This is a genomic window from Pseudomonas fragi, from assembly GCF_025426255.1.
GTDB classification, from domain to species: domain Bacteria; phylum Pseudomonadota; class Gammaproteobacteria; order Pseudomonadales; family Pseudomonadaceae; genus Aquipseudomonas; species Aquipseudomonas kulmbachensis.
This window is the reverse complement of the sequence record NZ_CP104861.1, coordinates 4131872-4148543: the sequence shown is the minus strand read 5'-3', so window position 1 is coordinate 4148543 and position 16672 is coordinate 4131872. Positions and strand designations below refer to the sequence as shown.

Annotated in this window: 17 protein-coding genes; 13 read left to right on the top strand and 4 right to left on the bottom strand. The window is 59.0% G+C overall.

Annotated features, from left to right (window positions below):
• Nucleotides 1-3 precede the first annotated feature (3 nt).
• The 6 genes from lysS to N7D90_RS19215 all read left to right on the top strand — a co-directional run bounded on the left by lysS (nucleotide 4) and on the right by N7D90_RS19215 (nucleotide 5769).
• The gene (lysS, locus tag N7D90_RS19240; protein ID WP_261739481.1) at nucleotides 4-1506 is read left to right on the top strand and encodes a lysine--tRNA ligase; all 1503 of its coding nucleotides are present in this window, start codon (nucleotides 4-6) and stop codon (nucleotides 1504-1506) included.
• A gap of 266 nt (nucleotides 1507-1772) precedes the next feature.
• On the top strand, nucleotides 1773-2477 hold the full coding sequence (locus tag N7D90_RS19235; protein WP_261742489.1) for a TetR/AcrR family transcriptional regulator: 705 nt from the start codon (nucleotides 1773-1775) through the stop codon (nucleotides 2475-2477).
• A gap of 12 nt (nucleotides 2478-2489) precedes the next feature.
• On the top strand, nucleotides 2490-3038 hold the full coding sequence (locus N7D90_RS19230; RefSeq protein WP_261739480.1) for a hypothetical protein: 549 nt from the start codon (nucleotides 2490-2492) through the stop codon (nucleotides 3036-3038).
• 43 nt (nucleotides 3039-3081) lie between these two features.
• Entirely contained in the window at nucleotides 3082-4359 is a 1278-nt protein-coding gene (locus tag N7D90_RS19225; protein ID WP_395247638.1) for a flavohemoglobin expression-modulating QEGLA motif protein, read from the top strand.
• 181 nt (nucleotides 4360-4540) lie between these two features.
• Nucleotides 4541-5452: an alpha/beta hydrolase gene (locus tag N7D90_RS19220; protein WP_261742487.1), complete on the top strand. Its 912-nt coding sequence runs from the start codon at nucleotides 4541-4543 to the stop codon at nucleotides 5450-5452.
• Nucleotides 5449-5769, top strand: a complete 321-nt coding sequence (locus N7D90_RS19215) for a hypothetical protein (protein WP_261739479.1) — start codon at nucleotides 5449-5451, stop codon at nucleotides 5767-5769. Before N7D90_RS19220 ends, N7D90_RS19215 begins: the two co-directional genes overlap by 4 nt.
• A 207-nt stretch (nucleotides 5770-5976) precedes the next feature.
• Here the strand turns inward: N7D90_RS19215 and N7D90_RS19210 are convergent, their stop codons facing one another.
• Complete coding sequence (locus N7D90_RS19210) at nucleotides 5977-6756, bottom strand: OmpA family protein (protein WP_261739478.1); 780 nt, start codon at nucleotides 6754-6756, stop codon at nucleotides 5977-5979.
• Nucleotides 6757-6822: 66 nt separating this feature from the next.
• Entirely contained in the window at nucleotides 6823-7236 is a 414-nt protein-coding gene (locus N7D90_RS19205) for a DUF4398 domain-containing protein (RefSeq protein WP_395247637.1), read from the bottom strand.
• 270 nt (nucleotides 7237-7506) lie between these two features.
• On the opposite strand from N7D90_RS19205, the gene ppc reads away from it, so the two are divergent.
• From ppc to N7D90_RS19180, 5 genes are all read left to right on the top strand, one after another.
• The gene (gene ppc / locus N7D90_RS19200) at nucleotides 7507-10137 is read left to right on the top strand and encodes a phosphoenolpyruvate carboxylase (protein ID WP_261739477.1); all 2631 of its coding nucleotides are present in this window, start codon (nucleotides 7507-7509) and stop codon (nucleotides 10135-10137) included.
• A 286-nt stretch (nucleotides 10138-10423) separates the two neighbouring features.
• The gene (gene adk, locus N7D90_RS19195) at nucleotides 10424-11071 is read left to right on the top strand and encodes an adenylate kinase (protein ID WP_261739476.1); all 648 of its coding nucleotides are present in this window, start codon (nucleotides 10424-10426) and stop codon (nucleotides 11069-11071) included.
• Nucleotides 11072-11166: 95 nt separating this feature from the next.
• Nucleotides 11167-11844: a tRNA (adenosine(37)-N6)-threonylcarbamoyltransferase complex dimerization subunit type 1 TsaB gene (gene tsaB, locus N7D90_RS19190; RefSeq protein WP_261739475.1), complete on the top strand. Its 678-nt coding sequence runs from the start codon at nucleotides 11167-11169 to the stop codon at nucleotides 11842-11844.
• Between the two features lie 233 nt (nucleotides 11845-12077).
• Entirely contained in the window at nucleotides 12078-12374 is a 297-nt protein-coding gene (locus N7D90_RS19185) for a hypothetical protein (protein WP_261739474.1), read from the top strand.
• A gap of 3 nt (nucleotides 12375-12377) precedes the next feature.
• Nucleotides 12378-13247 carry a DUF72 domain-containing protein gene (locus tag N7D90_RS19180; protein WP_261739473.1) on the top strand — a complete coding sequence of 290 codons (870 nt, stop codon included), beginning with the start codon at nucleotides 12378-12380 and terminating at the stop codon, nucleotides 13245-13247.
• Here the strand turns inward: N7D90_RS19180 and N7D90_RS19175 are convergent.
• Entirely contained in the window at nucleotides 13244-13864 is a 621-nt protein-coding gene (locus tag N7D90_RS19175) for an energy transducer TonB (RefSeq protein WP_261739472.1), read from the bottom strand. The genes N7D90_RS19180 and N7D90_RS19175 overlap by 4 nt on opposite strands.
• Nucleotides 13865-13957: 93 nt before the next feature.
• On the opposite strand from N7D90_RS19175, the gene N7D90_RS19170 reads away from it, so the two are divergent.
• Nucleotides 13958-14740, top strand: a complete 783-nt coding sequence (locus N7D90_RS19170) for a class I SAM-dependent methyltransferase (protein WP_261739471.1) — start codon at nucleotides 13958-13960, stop codon at nucleotides 14738-14740.
• A gap of 99 nt (nucleotides 14741-14839) precedes the next feature.
• Here N7D90_RS19170 and N7D90_RS19165 read toward each other — a convergent pair whose 3' ends face one another.
• Nucleotides 14840-15481 carry a TetR/AcrR family transcriptional regulator gene (locus N7D90_RS19165; protein ID WP_261739470.1) on the bottom strand — a complete coding sequence of 214 codons (642 nt, stop codon included), beginning with the start codon at nucleotides 15479-15481 and terminating at the stop codon, nucleotides 14840-14842.
• 90 nt (nucleotides 15482-15571) lie between these two features.
• Between N7D90_RS19165 and N7D90_RS19160 the strand changes: the two genes are divergently transcribed.
• Complete coding sequence (locus N7D90_RS19160) at nucleotides 15572-16672, top strand: efflux RND transporter periplasmic adaptor subunit (RefSeq protein WP_261739469.1); 1101 nt, start codon at nucleotides 15572-15574, stop codon at nucleotides 16670-16672.

Sequence of the window (16672 nt, the reverse complement as noted above, 5' to 3'; positions counted from 1 at the left end):
GACATGAGCGACCAACAACTCGATCCGCAAGACCTGCAACAGGAAGAAAACGCCCTGATCGCCCTGCGCAAGGAAAAACTTGCAGCCGAGCGCACCAAGGGTAATGCCTTCCCGAATGACTTCCGCCGTGACAACTACTGCGCCGACCTGCAGAAGAAGTACGCGCAAGCGACCAAGGAAGAGCTGGCCGAAGCCGCCATCCCGGTCAAGGTTGCTGGTCGCATCATGCTTAACCGTGGCTCGTTCATGGTGATCCAGGACATGACCGGTCGCATCCAGGTCTACGTCAACCGCAAGACCCTGCCGGAAGAAACCCTGGCCGCTGTGAAAACCTGGGACCTGGGCGACATCATCGCTGCTGTTGGCACCCTGGCCCGTTCCGGCAAAGGCGACCTGTACGTTGAAATGACCGACGTGCGCCTGCTGACCAAATCCCTGCGCCCGCTGCCGGACAAGCACCACGGCCTGACCGACACCGAGCAGCGCTATCGCCAGCGTTACGTTGACCTGATCGTCAACGAAGACGTGCGTCACACTTTCCGTGTGCGTTCGCAAGTCATCGCCCACATCCGCAGCTTCCTGATGGCGCGCGACTTCCTTGAAGTGGAAACGCCGATGCTGCAAACCATCCCGGGCGGCGCGGCGGCCAAGCCATTCGAAACCCATCACAACGCTCTCGACATGGACATGTACCTGCGCATCGCGCCGGAACTGTTCCTCAAGCGTCTGGTGGTAGGCGGTTTTGAAAAGGTGTTCGAGATCAACCGCAACTTCCGTAACGAAGGCGTTTCGACTCGTCACAACCCTGAATTCACCATGTTGGAGTTCTATCAGGCTTACGCCGACTACGAAGACAACATGGACCTGACCGAAGAGTTGTTCCGTGAACTGGCGCAGCTGGTTCTGGGCACTACTGACGTGCCGTACGGCGACAAAGTGTTCCACTTCGGCGAACCATTTGTACGTCTGTCGGTGTTCGACTCGATCCTCAAGTACAACCCCGAGCTGACCGCTGACGACCTGAACGACATCGACAAGGCTCGCGCCATCGCCAAAAAAGCTGGCGCCAAGGTGCTGGGCTTTGAAGGTCTGGGCAAGCTGCAAGTGATGATTTTCGAAGAACTGGTCGAGCACAAGCTGGAACAGCCGCACTTCATCACCGAGTACCCGTTCGAAGTGTCGCCGCTGGCTCGTCGTAACGACGAAAACCCGAACGTCACTGACCGTTTTGAGCTGTTTATCGGTGGTCGTGAAATCGCCAACGCCTACTCCGAGCTCAACGATGCTGAAGATCAGGCTGAGCGCTTTATGGCTCAGGTCGCGGATAAAGACGCAGGCGACGACGAAGCCATGCACTACGATGCAGACTTCGTACGTGCCCTGGAATACGGCATGCCGCCGACTGCCGGTGAAGGTATCGGTATCGACCGTCTGGTGATGTTATTGACCAACTCACCGTCGATTCGTGACGTGATCCTGTTCCCGCACATGCGCCCACAAGCGTAACGCACCAGAATAAAAAGCCGCCGATTTGAGGCGGCTTTTTATTGCCCGGGATGTAGGGTCCTGCAGCCGCTGCCGAAGGCTGCGACAAGGGCCGCAGACCCAACCCATGGCAGCCTTCGGCAGCGGCAGAGATACTTCAAGCGTGGGAGCGAGCCTGCTCGCGAAGATCATTCGCGAGCAGGCTCGCTCCCACTGGGGCTTGACCTGGAACAGAGTATCTACAGAGTGTTAATCAACGTTAAAAGGAATTTATCGTGAACCTTGTCGTGTCTCCGGAAGGCGCCGCAAATGTCGCCGTGGCAGTAGCTGAAAGTGTTCAATACCAAGGCCGCAAGGCCAGCCGGCATGGCAGCGAGCAGCGCCGCCAACTGATCCTCGATGCCGCCATGCGCATTGTGGTCCGCGACGGTGTGCGCGGGGTACGGCATCGGGCTGTGGCCGCAGAGGCCGGGGTGCCACTGTCGGCAACCACCTACTACTTCAAGGACATTGACGACCTGCTCAATGACACCTTCGCTCAGTACGTGGAGCGCAGTGCTGCGTTCATGGCCAAGCTTTGGCAAAGCACCGAAGGCAAGTTGCGCTACCTGGTGGCCAAGGGCGATGGCAGCCAACGGGCCCGTGCCGTACTGGCGGATGAAATCGCCGAGATGACCGCTGATTATCTTCAGCATCAAATGCTTACCCGTCGCGAGCATCTGATGGCCGAGCAGGCTTTTCATCAGGCGGCACTGTTCAACCCACGGCTGGCGGTGCTGGTACGTTCGCATCAGCAGATTTTCCTGCAGGGCGCCGGCCAGATCTTCGAAGTGCTAGGCTCCAGGCAACCTCAGCAGGATGCCAAAGTCTTGACGGCGATTATCGGTCGGATGGAGTATCAGGCCCTACTTGATGGCGCGCAGCCTGAGGCGGATAACGACCGGCTGGCTATTCTTACGCGCTACATGCACTTGGTGCTGGCCGCTCTATAGAAGGATGCAGGCATGAAAGCTTGGCGCGTGATGCTTATGGCATTGTCGTTTTTGATGTTGAACGGTTGTCTTGTGACCTTTAGCCAGGCGCCGCTTGCGCCACAGCCAGCGCCTAAACAGCTGCTGGGCAAGTGGGTCAGCAAGGATGCCTGGGGGCAAGCACGCAATCTTGAGATCAGTGCCATCGACAAAACCCGATACCAGGCCGTGGTCTACCCCAAGGGCGAACCCAAGGCCCGTGAGCGTTATGTGTTTATCGTTGCTCGCCACGGCAGTCGCTGGTATGCCTCGGCTGCAATACCGGCCAAACTGGGCGGCAATCACACGCTGAGCGGTTTTGAGTTGACCGATAACGGTGAGCTGGTGATCTACGATCTGGACCTTGATCAAATCAAGCAGGCTATCGGCCAGTCCGTGTTGAACGGCGATCCGGTCGAAACCGCAGAAGGCCCTGGCACCTTGATCAAAAGCCCGTCGGCCGATGTTTTTGCCTACCTGGACGACCCGGCCAATTCCGACGTATTTGTCGAAGCAGCCCGCTATAAACGCGCGGCCAAATAACGTTCTTGATTACAAGCACGCTCTTAATTAAAGGAAGCTGCCGGTGGACGACTACCAGCGCACGATCCGCACCTTGTCTGACCGCATCGTGTTGGCACAAACCCCGATTCGCGTACTGGATGCGGTGAAGTGGGACGACAGCATCCGCCAGGGGTTTCTCAAGGCCAAAGGCAAGGAAATGCCTGCGGTCAGCCGCGATTATTATCTGGGGCGACCGTTGTCCTTTGACTCGGGCGCAGTGAAATCCGAGTTCCAGAACATCGAGCGCGACATCACCCGCCAACTAGGCCAGTTCAACCCGGTCGGGCAGATCATGCGCCGCATGTGCAAGGAGTACCGGATGGTGGTGCGCATGCTTGAAGCGCGCGGTACTGAAGACTTCGGGCTGATTTCCCAGGAACTGTATGGCGCCGCCTCGGACGCGTTCCATGCCGGTGATCCGACCTTGGCCGATCTGGGCTTGATGATGTCCGACTACCTGGACAATATCGACGGCCACGGGGCGCTCAAGGACGAAGCCAAGACCCTGACCGCCAAAGATGCGGTGAACCTGCTGCAAAGCCGCCTGAACAAGGTATTTGGCGAGGCAGAGGAAACCATCCGGGTGTTTGAGTCCGATGGCATTGTTGCGGACGCGGCAGCGGGTGCCGATTACATCAAGATCCGCACCGATGCGATGTTTAACGAACGTGATGTGCGGGCCTTGGAAGTGCATGAGGGCCTGGTGCATGTGGGTACCACGCTTAACGGTCTGAACCAGCCAATCTGTACCTTTCTGTCCAAGGGCCCGCCGTCGTCCACGGTGACCCAGGAAGGCCTGGCGATTTTGATGGAAATCATCACCTTTGCGTCCTACCCGAGCCGGCTGCGCAAGTTGACCAACCGCACTCGCGCCATTCATATGGTGGAGGAGGGCGCGGACTTTATGCAGGTGTATGAGTTCTTCCGTGAGCAAGGTTTTGAGATGCCAGAAAGTTATGGCAACGCGAGCCGAGTTTTCCGTGGATCAGTGCCCAATGGCCTGCCATTCACCAAAGACTTGTCCTACCTCAAAGGCTTCATCATGGTTTACAACTATATTCAGCTGGCCGTGCGTAAAGGCAAGCTGGAGCAAGTGCCGCTGCTGTTCTGTGGCAAAACCACGCTGGAAGACATGCGCACCCTGCGTCAGTTGGTGGATGAAGGGCTGGTGGTCGCGCCCAAATACTTGCCGGATCAGTTCCGCGACATGAATGCGCTCTCGGCCTGGATGTGTTTCTCCAACTTCCTCAACCACCTGAGCCTTGACCGTATTGAAGCGGACTACTCGAATATTTTGTGACGTACACCGTGAACCGTAGCAGCTGCCGAAGGCTGCGTTCGATGGCGAAGCCATCGCAATATCGGGTTTCGCGGTGTTTCAGGTCAACGGCGTCTGCCGGTTTTACGACTGCTGCGCAGCCGAACGCAGCCTTCGGCAGCTGCTACAAGTAATGCAACCTTCGCAACTGGTGCCAACTCAGATGAAAACCCTGGCTGCACTCTGCCTGCTGTTGACCCTCAGCGGATGCAGCTCATTGCTGTTTTACCCCGAGCCCGGCCAGCCGATTACTCCGGCGGCGGCAGGCCTGGACTATCGTGACGTGACCCTCACTGCCGCCGATGGCACGCGCCTGAGTGGCTGGTGGCTACCGGCCAAAAAAGGCGTGCCGCTCAAGGGCACGGTGCTGCATCTGCACGGCAATGGCGGCAATCTGGCTTACCACTTGGGCGCTACTGCCTGGCTGCCAGAGCAGGGCTATCAAGTGCTGATGCTCGACTATCGCGGTTACGGCCTGTCGCAGGGCTCACCGGGTTTGCCTGCGGTGTATCAGGACATCGACGCGGCTTTCGACTGGTTGCAGCAACAACCGCAAACCCGAGGTCAGCCACTGATCGTGCTGGGGCAGAGTCTGGGGGGAGCGATGGGCGTGCACTACCTGAGTGAACATCCGCAGCAGCGGGCACGAATCAAGGCGATGGTGCTGGATGGCGTTCCGGCCAGTTACCGCGAAGTAGGGCAGTTTGCCTTGAGCACGTCCTGGCTGACCTGGCCGTTGCAAGTGCCGTTGTCGTGGCTGGTGCCCGACGCCGACAGTGCGGTTTATGCGATGCCGCAAATGGGCGGCGTGCCGCTGCTGATTTTCCACAGCCTGGATGATCCGGTCGTGCCGCTTTCCAATGGCCTGCGCCTGTATCAAGCTGCGCCCCCGCCAAAGGTGCTGCAACTGACGCGTGGCGGTCACGTCCAGACGTTTGCCGACCCAACCTGGCGTCAGGTGATGCTGCGCTACCTGGATGACCCGCAACACTTTAATGGCGTGCGGCGCTTGGGCGAAATTCCCAACTACCCCGCCTCACCGAACACCGAACTTGAAGCCGAGAGCCAACAATGAGTGAAGAACGCAACGCCATCCCCCTGATCATCACAGGTATCTGCAGCATCATCGGCACCGTGGGTGCTCTGTGGTACTACGGCTATCTGCACTTCGCCAAGCCTGAAGATGCGTTGTTGCTCAGCGACTTCACCATGCTCAAGACCATTCCCGGTGAAGACTACAAAGTCTCGCTCACGCCAGCCAACCAGGTGGCGCAGTGCATCGACGGCATCATCGTACTGTTCGACACCGAGCAGAAGGGCCTGACCGGGGTGTTGGTCAATAACAAGAAACAAGCGGTGCGTTGCCTGGGCCAGGAAACACCGAAGCTGTAGCAGCTGCCGAAGGAACGAGGCTGCGTCCGGCGGCGCAGCCGTCGTAAAACCTGAACTCGCGTTTTTTCAGCTAAACCGTGCTTTCAGTGTTTACGACGGCTGCGCCGCCGAACGCAGCCTTCGGCAGCTGCTACGCAGAGTTGCCCGCGTTCGTACAGAAGCAAAAAGCCCCGCCTGATCGCTCAGACGGGGCTTTTTTGCATGGGCTTATTGCATCGAGGAACGTGGTGCTACCGGCTGGTTGTCGTTGGAGATGGTCACTTCAACGCGGCGGTTCTGAGCTCGGCCCGAATCGGTGGCGTTGCTCGCAACCGGGTATTCCTTGCCATAACCCTGAGCCACGATACGGGTTGGGTCTACACCCTTGCGCACCAGAGCATTACGCACAGACTCGGCACGACGCTCAGACAAGGTCTGGTTGAAAGCTGCCGAACCGACGCTGTCGGTGTAACCCTCGACAATCACCTTGCGATCCGGATTCTGGACCAGGTACTCAGCCAAGGTGTTGATATTGCGCATGCCGTTGGGTTGCAGATCGGACTTGCCGAACTGGAACAGCACATCGCCAAAGGTGACCAGCGTGCCGCGTTCGGTTTGCTTGGCGTTCATGCCCTTGAGTTGCTTGATCTGCGCATCACGGGCATCAAGCAATGCCTGGGAGCGTGCAGCACCGGCATTTTTCAGGTTGTTTTCAGCGGTGCGCAACGCGATGGTTTGCTTGGCCACTTCAATACGCTGGTTGGTCAGATAGGCCAACTGGTCAACCTTGGACTCGTCTTCCTTGTTCAGATAAGCCTTTTCAGCCTTGTCCAGCCATTCGCTGGCGTCCTTGGTTTCAAGCGCTGCAACCTTGGTGGCTTCAGGGTTGGTTTGCAGGCCGGAGAAGTTGGTCTTGGCGTTTTCCAGATTGACGTTTGGCTGGTGCGAGCACGCCGCCAGGCCAACGCTCAGGGCCAACAGGGCAGGGATCAGTACTGTATTGCGCATGATATTTAGTCCTTTCTATCGATTAGGAATGCTGTGTCGTCGGGTGCAGTGAAAAAACAGCAGCGTTTACTGAACGCTGCGCATGCCTTCCTGACGCAATTCCTGCACGGCTTTCTGAGCATCCTGAACAGCTTTCTCGGCTTTGGCCGCCTGGGCTTTGCGCTCTGCTACGCGAGCGTCCCACTCAGCTTGTTCGGACAGGCGTCGGGCCTCGTCGTATTTTTTGTCATGCATGGCCAGCTCGGCTTGCTTGAGCTTGTCCTGGGCAGACTTCATTTCCACCGGCGCATATTCAGTACCGCCCGCGCTCACGGCGTTATTCACGGCCGACTGAGTCACTGCGTATTGTTCCGACGGCGGGTTGCCAGCACATCCAGCCAAAACGAAGCTGGTGCCGATTGCCAGCGCAGCCAGTTTTAGCCCGCGCAGGCGTGGTGAGGTGGTTTTGACAGTGCGGGTCATCATGGTCTTCAACTCCATTGGGAAACTCCTTAGAAACAGCAAATTCCATCACGACTGGTGGCGTCACCCGGAGTGTTGGAACACGAGTTCCAGCGGTGATGGTTAATGGCTGTGACCGGAGCGTTTTTTGAATAGTTCAATAAAAGATGGCATATGGCCTAAAAGAATTCTGACCGTTCGGTCAGCGCATTTTTCTGGTACGGCGGCGCGGATGGCTTGCCAGAAACAGCGTTTGCAACGCACTCTTGGGGCACGAGCTGTCCCCGGATACCGCTGGAGAAACTGCTGATGACCGATATTGATGCACGCTTGCGCGATGATGTTCACCTGCTGGGTGAGCTGTTGGGTAATACGATTCGTGACCAATACGGCGAAGAATTTCTCGCCAAGATCGAGCTTATTCGCCGGGGAGCCAAGGCCGATCGGCGCGGCACTACAGGCGAAGAGTTGAGTGCGATTCTGGATGCCCTGAGCGACGATGAAGTGTTGCCGGTGGCGCGGGCGTTCAACCAGTTTTTGAACCTGGCCAATATCGCCGAGCAGTACCAGCTCATCCACCGGCGTGAAGAGGGGCAGGCCGAGCCTTTCGAGGCGCTGGTGTTGCCGCAGTTGCTCGAGCGGCTGCTGGCCGAGGGGCATAGTGCCGAGTCGCTGGCGCGTCAGGTAGGCCGTCTGGAAATCGAGCTGGTGCTCACCGCACATCCCACTGAAGTGACCCGGCGTACCTTGATTCAAAAGTACGATGCAATTGCCGAGCAACTGGCTGCCCAGGACCATCGTGACCTGACCCTCGCGGAAAAAACCGAGATCGAACAGCGCCTGCAGCGGTTGATCGCTGAAGCCTGGCACACCGAAGAAATCCGTCGTACTCGTCCCACGCCTGTCGATGAGGCCAAGTGGGGGTTTGCGGTCATTGAACATTCGTTATGGCACGCGGTGCCGCACATGTTGCGCAAGGCGGACAAGGCTCTGCATGCGGCCACCGGGCTGCATTTGCCGCTGGAAGCGGCACCGATCCGTTTTGCTTCCTGGATGGGCGGCGACCGTGACGGCAACCCCAATGTCACGGCCACTGTGACCCGTGAGGTGCTGCTGCTGGCGCGCTGGATGGCGGCTGATCTGTATCTGCGCGATATCGACAAACTAGCGGCTGACCTTTCGATGCAGCAAGCCACGCCCGCGTTGCTGGCCGTAGCAGGGGAGAGCGGCGAACCGTATCGGGCCGTGCTCAAGCAATTGCGTGAGCGCCTGCGCGCTACCCGTAGCTGGGCCCAGAGCGCGCTGAGCAGTAACCAGAGCGCTCCCGAGGCGGTGTTGCAGGACAATCGCGATCTGCTGGCGCCGTTGCAACTGTGTTATCAGTCCCTGCATGCCTGTGGCATGGGTGTCATTGCTGACGGTCCATTGCTTGATTGCCTGCGTCGGGCCGTAACCTTTGGCCTGTTTTTGGTGCGCCTCGATGTGCGTCAGGACGCCTCTCGCCACACGGCGGCAATGACGGAAATCACTGACTATCTGGGTCTGGGCCGTTACGAGGACTGGGACGAAGAAGCGCGCTTGATCTTCCTGATGCGCGAACTGGCCAACCGCCGACCGCTGCTGCCGGGCTACTTCAAACCCGGTGCCGACACCGCCGAAGTTCTGGCGACATGCCGCGAAGTGGCCGCTGCACCGGGGGCCTCGCTGGGTTCTTATGTGATTTCGATGGCGGGAGCCGCTTCTGATGTGCTGGCGGTGCAACTGCTGCTCAAAGAAGCCGGGCTTGAGCGTGCGATGCGTGTGGTGCCGCTGTTTGAAACCCTCGCGGATCTCGACAATGCAGGTCCGGTTATCGAACGTTTGCTGTTGCTGCCGGGTTATCGCGCCCGTTTGCATGGCCCGCAGGAAGTCATGATTGGCTACTCCGATTCGGCCAAGGACGCGGGCACCACGGCGGCGGCCTGGGCGCAGTATCGAGCGCAGGAAACCCTGGTCAATATCTGCCGTGCGCAAAGCGTTGAGCTGCTGTTGTTCCATGGTCGCGGCGGCACCGTGGGGCGTGGCGGTGGCCCGGCCCACGCGGCGATTCTGTCGCAGCCGCCGGGGTCGGTGGCGGGGCGTTTCCGTACTACGGAGCAGGGCGAAATGATTCGCTTCAAGTTCGGCCTGCCGGATATCGCCGAGCAAAATCTGAACCTGTATCTGGCCGCTGTACTGGAAGCCACCTTGCTCCCGCCACCCCTGCCGGAGCCGGGTTGGCGGGCGCTGATGGATGAGTTGGCGGCAGACGGGGTCAAGGCCTACCGTGGGGTGGTGCGCGATAACCCGCAGTTCGTCGAGTACTTCCGCCAATCCACCCCGGAGCAGGAGTTGGGCCGTTTGCCGTTGGGCAGCCGTCCGGCCAAGCGTCGGGCAGGCGGGATTGAAAGCCTGCGGGCCATCCCGTGGATTTTCGGCTGGACCCAGACCCGCCTGATGCTACCCGCCTGGCTGGGCTGGGAAACCGCGTTGAGCCAGGCGCTGGCACGGGGTGAAGGCGAGCAGTTGGCGCAAATGCGCGAGCAGTGGCCGTTCTTCCGCACTCGCATCGACATGCTGGAAATGGTCCTGGCCAAGGCCGATGCCGATATCGCCCGGCTCTACGACGAGCGTTTGGTGAGCCCGGAACTGCTGCCATTGGGTGCGCACTTACGCGACTTATTGTCGCAGGCATGCGCGGTGGTTCTGGGTTTGACCGGTCAGGCGCAGTTGATGGCGCATAGCCCGGAGACCCTTGAATTCATTCGTTTACGCAACACTTACCTTGATCCTCTTCATCTATTGCAGGCCGAGCTTCTGGCGCGCTCGCGGCGCCAGCAAGCAGCCCAGGACAGCCCTCTGGAACAGGCATTACTGGTAACTGTGGCCGGGATCGCGGCGGGCTTGCGCAACACCGGCTAAGGCAAAAGAGCGGCCAATGTCGCACCAGGGGGCGTGGGGACCGGGCAGAGTTGCTACCGATCCCTGCGCGGGCGCGACACTTTATTGTGGGGTTGAGACCTGTGACACGCGGCCGCACAGGCCCGTTTAGCTGTAATTTTTCCTACTTTTGGCGTCTTGTGTGGGCCGGGCCTGCTGTGTATCTTGATCAGCCCTTGGCCGTTTTGATGGCCATAACCCGATTTTGAGACTGGCCCAAAGAGGCGAGTCTGTTGTCATTTAAATAAAAAATTTGAGGAGCACATCGATGCGCGTAATTCTGCTGGGAGCTCCCGGGGCCGGTAAAGGTACTCAGGCAAAGTTCATCACTGAAAAATTTGGCATCCCGCAAATCTCCACTGGCGACATGTTGCGTGCAGCCGTTAAAGCCGGCACCGAGCTGGGCCTGATCGCCAAAGGCGTAATGGACAGCGGTGGTCTGGTCTCCGACGACCTGATCATCAACCTGGTCAAAGAGCGTATTGCTCAGCCGGACTGCGTAAACGGTTTTCTGTTCGACGGTTTCCCGCGCACCATTCCGCAAGCTGAAGCCTTGGTCAAAGCCGGTGTCGAGCTGGACCACGTGCTGGAAATTGCAGTAGAAGACGAAGAGATCGTTCAGCGTATTGCTGGCCGTCGTGTACACGAAGCTTCGGGCCGCGTTTACCACACCGTCTACAACCCGCCAAAGGTTGAAGGCAAGGACGACGCCACTGGCGAAGACCTGGTACAGCGCAAGGACGACACCGAAGAAACCGTTCGTCATCGCCTGTCGGTTTACCATTCGCAAACCAAGCCGCTGGTGGACTTCTACCAGAAGCTGGCTGCTGCCCATGGCAAGCCGAAGTACAGCCACGTTGAAGGCGTTGGCTCGGTAGAATCGATCACTGCCAAGGTGCTTGAAGCGTTGAGCTGATAAGTCGATTTTGCGTCATCACAACAGCCCGCTTGCGGGCTGTTGTTGTTTATACTGCTGCACTATTTCCAATTCTGATTCTGACGGGAACACCGATGAGCACCTTGCTGGCCCTGGATACCGCGACTGAAGCTTGTTCTGTTGCCCTGTTGCACGATGGCAAGGTCACGAGCCACTACGAGGTGATCCCGCGCCTGCACGCGCAAAAGCTGTTGCCGATGATTAAAGAGCTGTTGGCTCAGGCGGGTATCGAGCTGTCGGCAGTCGATGCCATTGCCTTTGGTCGTGGGCCTGGTGCCTTTACCGGCGTGCGTATTGCCATTGGCGTGGTCCAGGGCTTGGCTTTTGCGCTGGAGCGCCCGGTGTTGCCGATCTCCAACCTGGCGGTACTGGCCCAGCGTGCCCATCGCGAGCACGGCGCGACCCAAGTGGTGTCGGCCATTGATGCGCGGATGGATGAAGTGTATTGGGGTTGCTATCGCGAAGAGGCGGGGGAAATGCGTCTGCAAGGCGCTGAAGCCGTCTTGGCGCCCGAGGCTGCCACCTTGCCCGATGGCGCCACAGGCGACTGGTTTGGCGCGGGCACTGGCTGGGGTTACGCCGAGCGTTTGCAGGTCAAGCCGTACGCGATGGATACGGGCATGTTGCCCCACGCTGAAGACCTGCTGACCCTGGCCCGATTTGCCTGGGCCCGTGGCGAAGCCATCCGCGCCGATGACGCGCAGCCGGTGTACCTGCGTGACAAGGTGGCGACACCCAAAGCCGAGCGCTAAACCCCGCTGCCCTGTAGCAGCTGCCGAGGTACGAAGCCGTCGTAAAACCTGAGCTCTCATTGTATCTGACACACTGGGGCGCTTGAATTCACGACGGCTTCGCCGCCGAACGCAGCCTTCGTACCTCGGCAGCTGCTACGCATATTGTTTGCACCGCGCAACCAATCGCTGGCTCATTTGCTTAGTCAGCCTGGCGCCGCTAAATTGTAACTATCGCTACCGAGCTTGCTGCCATGCGCATTGACGGCTTTTCTTCCCAGTCCTACCCGATCAAGCGCAAGCCGCGTAAAGGCCAGCCGCTGCTTGATGAGTCGGTTGAGGACAGTGAAGTTCCGCTCGAAAGCGCTCCGCAAGCTACCCGTACGTCCTCATCCAGCGACCGCATCAGCCAGTTGCCAGTGCGCTCCCAGGACATGATCTTCCAACGTGCCATGAGCAAAAACGCAGCCAGTGCCCTTGCCAGCTACCTGACCACCGCAGGCTTTGTTGAATGGGAAACCCAAGTGCTAGGGCTGGACCTGTATATTTGAGCCATGACTCAAATACCTCTGCCTTATTACCTTGGTTGCCCGTCCTGGAGTGACAACGCCAGGCGCGAAGGCCTGTACCCGCAGAACGCTCGCTCGACCGATTTTCTAAGCTTGTATGCGCAGGTCTTCAATGCCGTCGAAGGCAACACTACCTTCTATGCCAGGCCCGCACCGACCACGGTCGAGCGCTGGGCGCAAAGCCTGCCGGAACACTTTCGCTTTACCGCCAAGTTCCCGAGGGAAATCAGCCATGGCGGTGATTTGCGTGAGCAAACAGCGGCAGCAGAAAGCTTCCTGCAGTTGTTGCGGCCCTTGGGAGCACGCGTAGCGCCGTTTTGGCTACAACTACCGGCTAGCTTCGGCCCTCATCGTTTGGCCGAGCTGGTGAGCTTTATAGACGCTCTGGAGTGCCCGCTGGCCGTTGAAGTGCGTCACCCGGAGTTCTTTGCCAGGGGCGATGCCGAGCGCTTGCTCAATCGCCTGCTGATGGATCGCGGGGTCGAGCGTATCTGCCTTGATCCGCGCGCACTGTTCAGTTGCACCTCGACCGATCCTGCGGTGCTTCACGCGCAATCGAAAAAGCCCAAAGTGCCTCCGCGCCCGGCAGCCTTCACGCAATTCCCGCAGGTGCGGTTTATTGGTCGCCCGGAGCTGGAGGCCAATGATCCGTATTTGTTGCCCTGGATTGAAAAAGTCGCGGGCTGGATCGAGGAAGGGCGCACGCCATATGTGTTTCTGCACACGCCGGACAATCACCGCGCGCCTGAACTGGCGCGGCGTTTTCATCGGCAACTGAGTGCAAGGTTACCGGGGCTGCCCGCACTGCCTGAGTTGCATCAGCAGACGGCGGTGGAACAGTTGGGCCTGCTTTAAGCCGCCATTCGCAGGTTGTTGACCACCAATGGGCGGGCCCAGCCCAGATCGAAGTCCATTGCCCGTTGTTGCTCGATCAGGGTCATGGTGTCGAATGGCTCGGCAGGGGGTGGCAACAGGTCCAGCTCGAATTCTGCAATCGGCAGATGCAGTGGGCGTGGCTCAGGCCCCGGGCCTGGGGCGGGCAGCGGATGTCCCTGTGCCATGACCAGCGGCCGCACCCAGGTCTTGTTGAAATTCTGTTGCTGCTGTTGGGCGATAAGATCTTCAGCCGGGTAGGGCACGGCTGGCGGTGGCAGCAGGTCCAGTTCGAATTCGGCAATGGGCAAAAACAGAGCTTGCGGCGGGCGCAGCTCGGTGTCCTGAACTTCGCAATGGCGCTGGGTCACGATAGTACCCAGTACCTCACTCCCGCCACGGGGCTCGGCATTTACATCCCTGGCCAGGTTGGCCACATCAATCGCTGCAAACTCTTCAGTGCCGGACTGTTCTGCCAATGCTTGGGCGTAGAAGTCCTTCCACAGGTGATTGACGCTGCCCGTGATCTGCGAATTGTGTCGGCCAAAGTCGCCAATTGGCGCAATAAAGCCGATGGATGTGGAATGAATGTCTGACATAGCTCTCGGACAACGCCCGGCTCTGGCAAAATGGCGGATATTTCATTTATCGGCAGTCTTTGCCGATCATTAAATTTTTGGGCGTGTTTTTAGATGATTGAGCAAGCAGCGGGCTGTCGTATCAAAGTCGAGGCATTGGACGAGGCCTATCAGGCCCTGGCCGAGCAATGGGCTGAGCGCCTGGGTTTGCCTCTGGACGAGCCGGATGCGCAGTTCGCCTTGCAGTTGAGCGCCCAGGGTTTGCAATTGCAGCAACTGGGCCCGGATGCGCCGGGGCCAGTGCGGGTCGACTTCGTGGAAGGCGGCGCGGCCCATCGTCGTTTGTTCGGCGGCGGGACCGGGCAGATGATTGCCAAGGCGGTAGGCATCCAGCAGGGCGTACGCCCGCGGGTGCTGGATGCCACAGCGGGTTTGGGCAAGGATGCGTTCGTTCTGGCGAGTCTGGGCTGTGAAATGAGCCTGATCGAACGCCAACCACTGATTGGCGCGCTGCTTGAGGACGGCCTGGCTCGTGGCCTGGATGATTTTGAAGTTGCGCCTATCGTGTCGCGCATGCACTTGCTTAAAGGCAATTCGATTGAAGTGATGCGCAACTGGGAAGGCGAACCGCCGCAGGTGATCTACCTCGACCCGATGTTCCCGCATCGTGAGAAAACCGCGTTGGTGAAGAAAGAGATGCGCCTGTTTCGCCCGTTAGTCGGTGATGACAATGATGCCCCGGCCCTGCTTGAAGCGGCGCTGGCGCTGGCGACTCACCGGGTGGTGGTCAAGCGCCCACGCAAGGCACCGTGCATTGCAGGGCCAAAGCCGAGCCATGCATTGGATGGCAAATCGAGCCGATACGATATTTATCCGAAGAAGGCGTTGAAGCCCTGATACAAAGCTTGGGCAGCGCCAGCAGAGAACCTTAACCGTGGTTGCTCGCGAACGGCCTTCGCGAGCAGGCTCGCTCCCACGGGAGCAACAACCGAGTGTCTACAGGAACGGCCGATAAGCCCGCATGAAAATCGCCACGACTTCCTGTACATGGGCCTCGCTCGCTTCGGGGCCCGGCGGCTCGCCGCCGGCAAACAGCAGGCGAAAGTTGGGTGCGCCCTTGAGCATGCAGAAGAAGTGCTCCGCCGCGTAGTGAGGGTCGTCTATCTGCAACCCACCGCTCTGATCGATCTTGCGCAACAACCCCTCCATCTCGTGAACCACGCGCTCGGGGCCCGCTTCGAGGAAAATTTGCGACAGCTTGGGGTCCTGGCTGCCCAGGGTGACCATCAGGCGGTGCAGGTTCAGCGACTCCTCACTGTTGATCAGCCCCTGAAAGCCGCGGGCGATATTCAACAGCACCGCCTCTATCGGCTTGCCTGCGGGTAATTCAAAAAACAGTTCCGGTAATTGCTCAGTGCATTTGGACATGATCGCCGAAGAAAACAGCGTTTCCTTGTCGGTGAAGTGGCTGTAGACCGTCAGTTTTGACACGCCCGCCAGGCCTGCAACCGCATCCATGCTGGTATTGGCATAGCCATTGGTCAAAAACAGGGTTTTGGCGGCGTCAAGGATCGACTGGCGTTTTGCCAGGTCCTTGGGGCGGCCGAGGGCATTGGGGGGTAAATGATGGTCAGGCATATCCGTTTATTACTGGACTGGTGAGTTTAGTATTAATAACATGCTGGTCAGTATAAATATTCCAAGCCCCATTAGCGAAAGGTCGTCACCATGTTGCGCCATGCCTTGCCCCGCGCTGTGCCTCTATGTCTGGTTTTTTTATTATCTGGGTGTGGGCATGAAGAGCCTGCCAAAATCAGCATTAGCCCGGCGATGGTGGTGCAACCGCAGCCTTCGGCGCAGGCGAACCAAAGTTATCCTGGTGAGGTGCGGGCCCGTTTTGACCCGCAGTTGGCGTTTCGTATTGGCGGCAAAGTCACCAAACGTCTGGTTGACGAAGGCGAGCGGGTCAAGGCGAATCAGCCACTGGCCGAGCTGGACCCGCAAGACGTACGCCTGCAACTGGACGCTACCCGTGCTCAAGTGGCCGCCGGGCAGGCCAACCTGAATCTGGTACGGGCTGAACGCGACCGCTACAAGACCCTGCTGGATCGGCAGATGGTCAGCCGTTCGCAGTTCGACAACGCCGAAAACCTCTACCGCTCGGGTGAAGCCAAGCTGCAGCAGCTCAAGGCCGAGCAGGACGTAGCCAGCAATCAGGCAAGCTACGCCGTGTTGCGTGCGCCACAAGATGGTGTGATCGCTCAGCGTCAGGTCGAAGTCGGGCAAGTGGTAAACGCCGGGCAGACGGTGTTCACCTTGGCTGCCGATGGCGAACGTGAAGTGCTGATCAGCCTGCCGGAGCAGGACTTTGGCCGCTTCAAGATCGGTTTGCCGGTAGCGGTGGAGCTGTGGTCGCAACCCGGCCAGCGCTTCAGTGGACGTATTCGAGAACTGTCACCGTCGGCCGATCCAAAGTCGCGCACCTTTGCTGCCCGTATCGCCTTCACTGCGGGCAAAGTGCCTGCCGAATTGGGCCAAAGCGCCCGGGTCTTTATTCAGAGCGAAGGCGTCAGCACGTTGTCGGTACCTTTGTCGGCCTTGACTGCCGAGAACGGTGCAGCCTACGTGTGGCGCGTCGGCCAGGGCAACAAGTTGGAGCAGGTCCCCGTGCGTGTAGGACCGTTTGGCGAGAAAAGCGTGCCGGTACTCGAAGGCCTCAAGGCCGATGACTGGATCGTTGCCGCCGGGGTGCATGTGTTGCACCCCGGACAGGAGGTGCGGCCGATTGATCGCTCCAACCGGGCGATCAATGTTGCGGCGAAGGAGTAA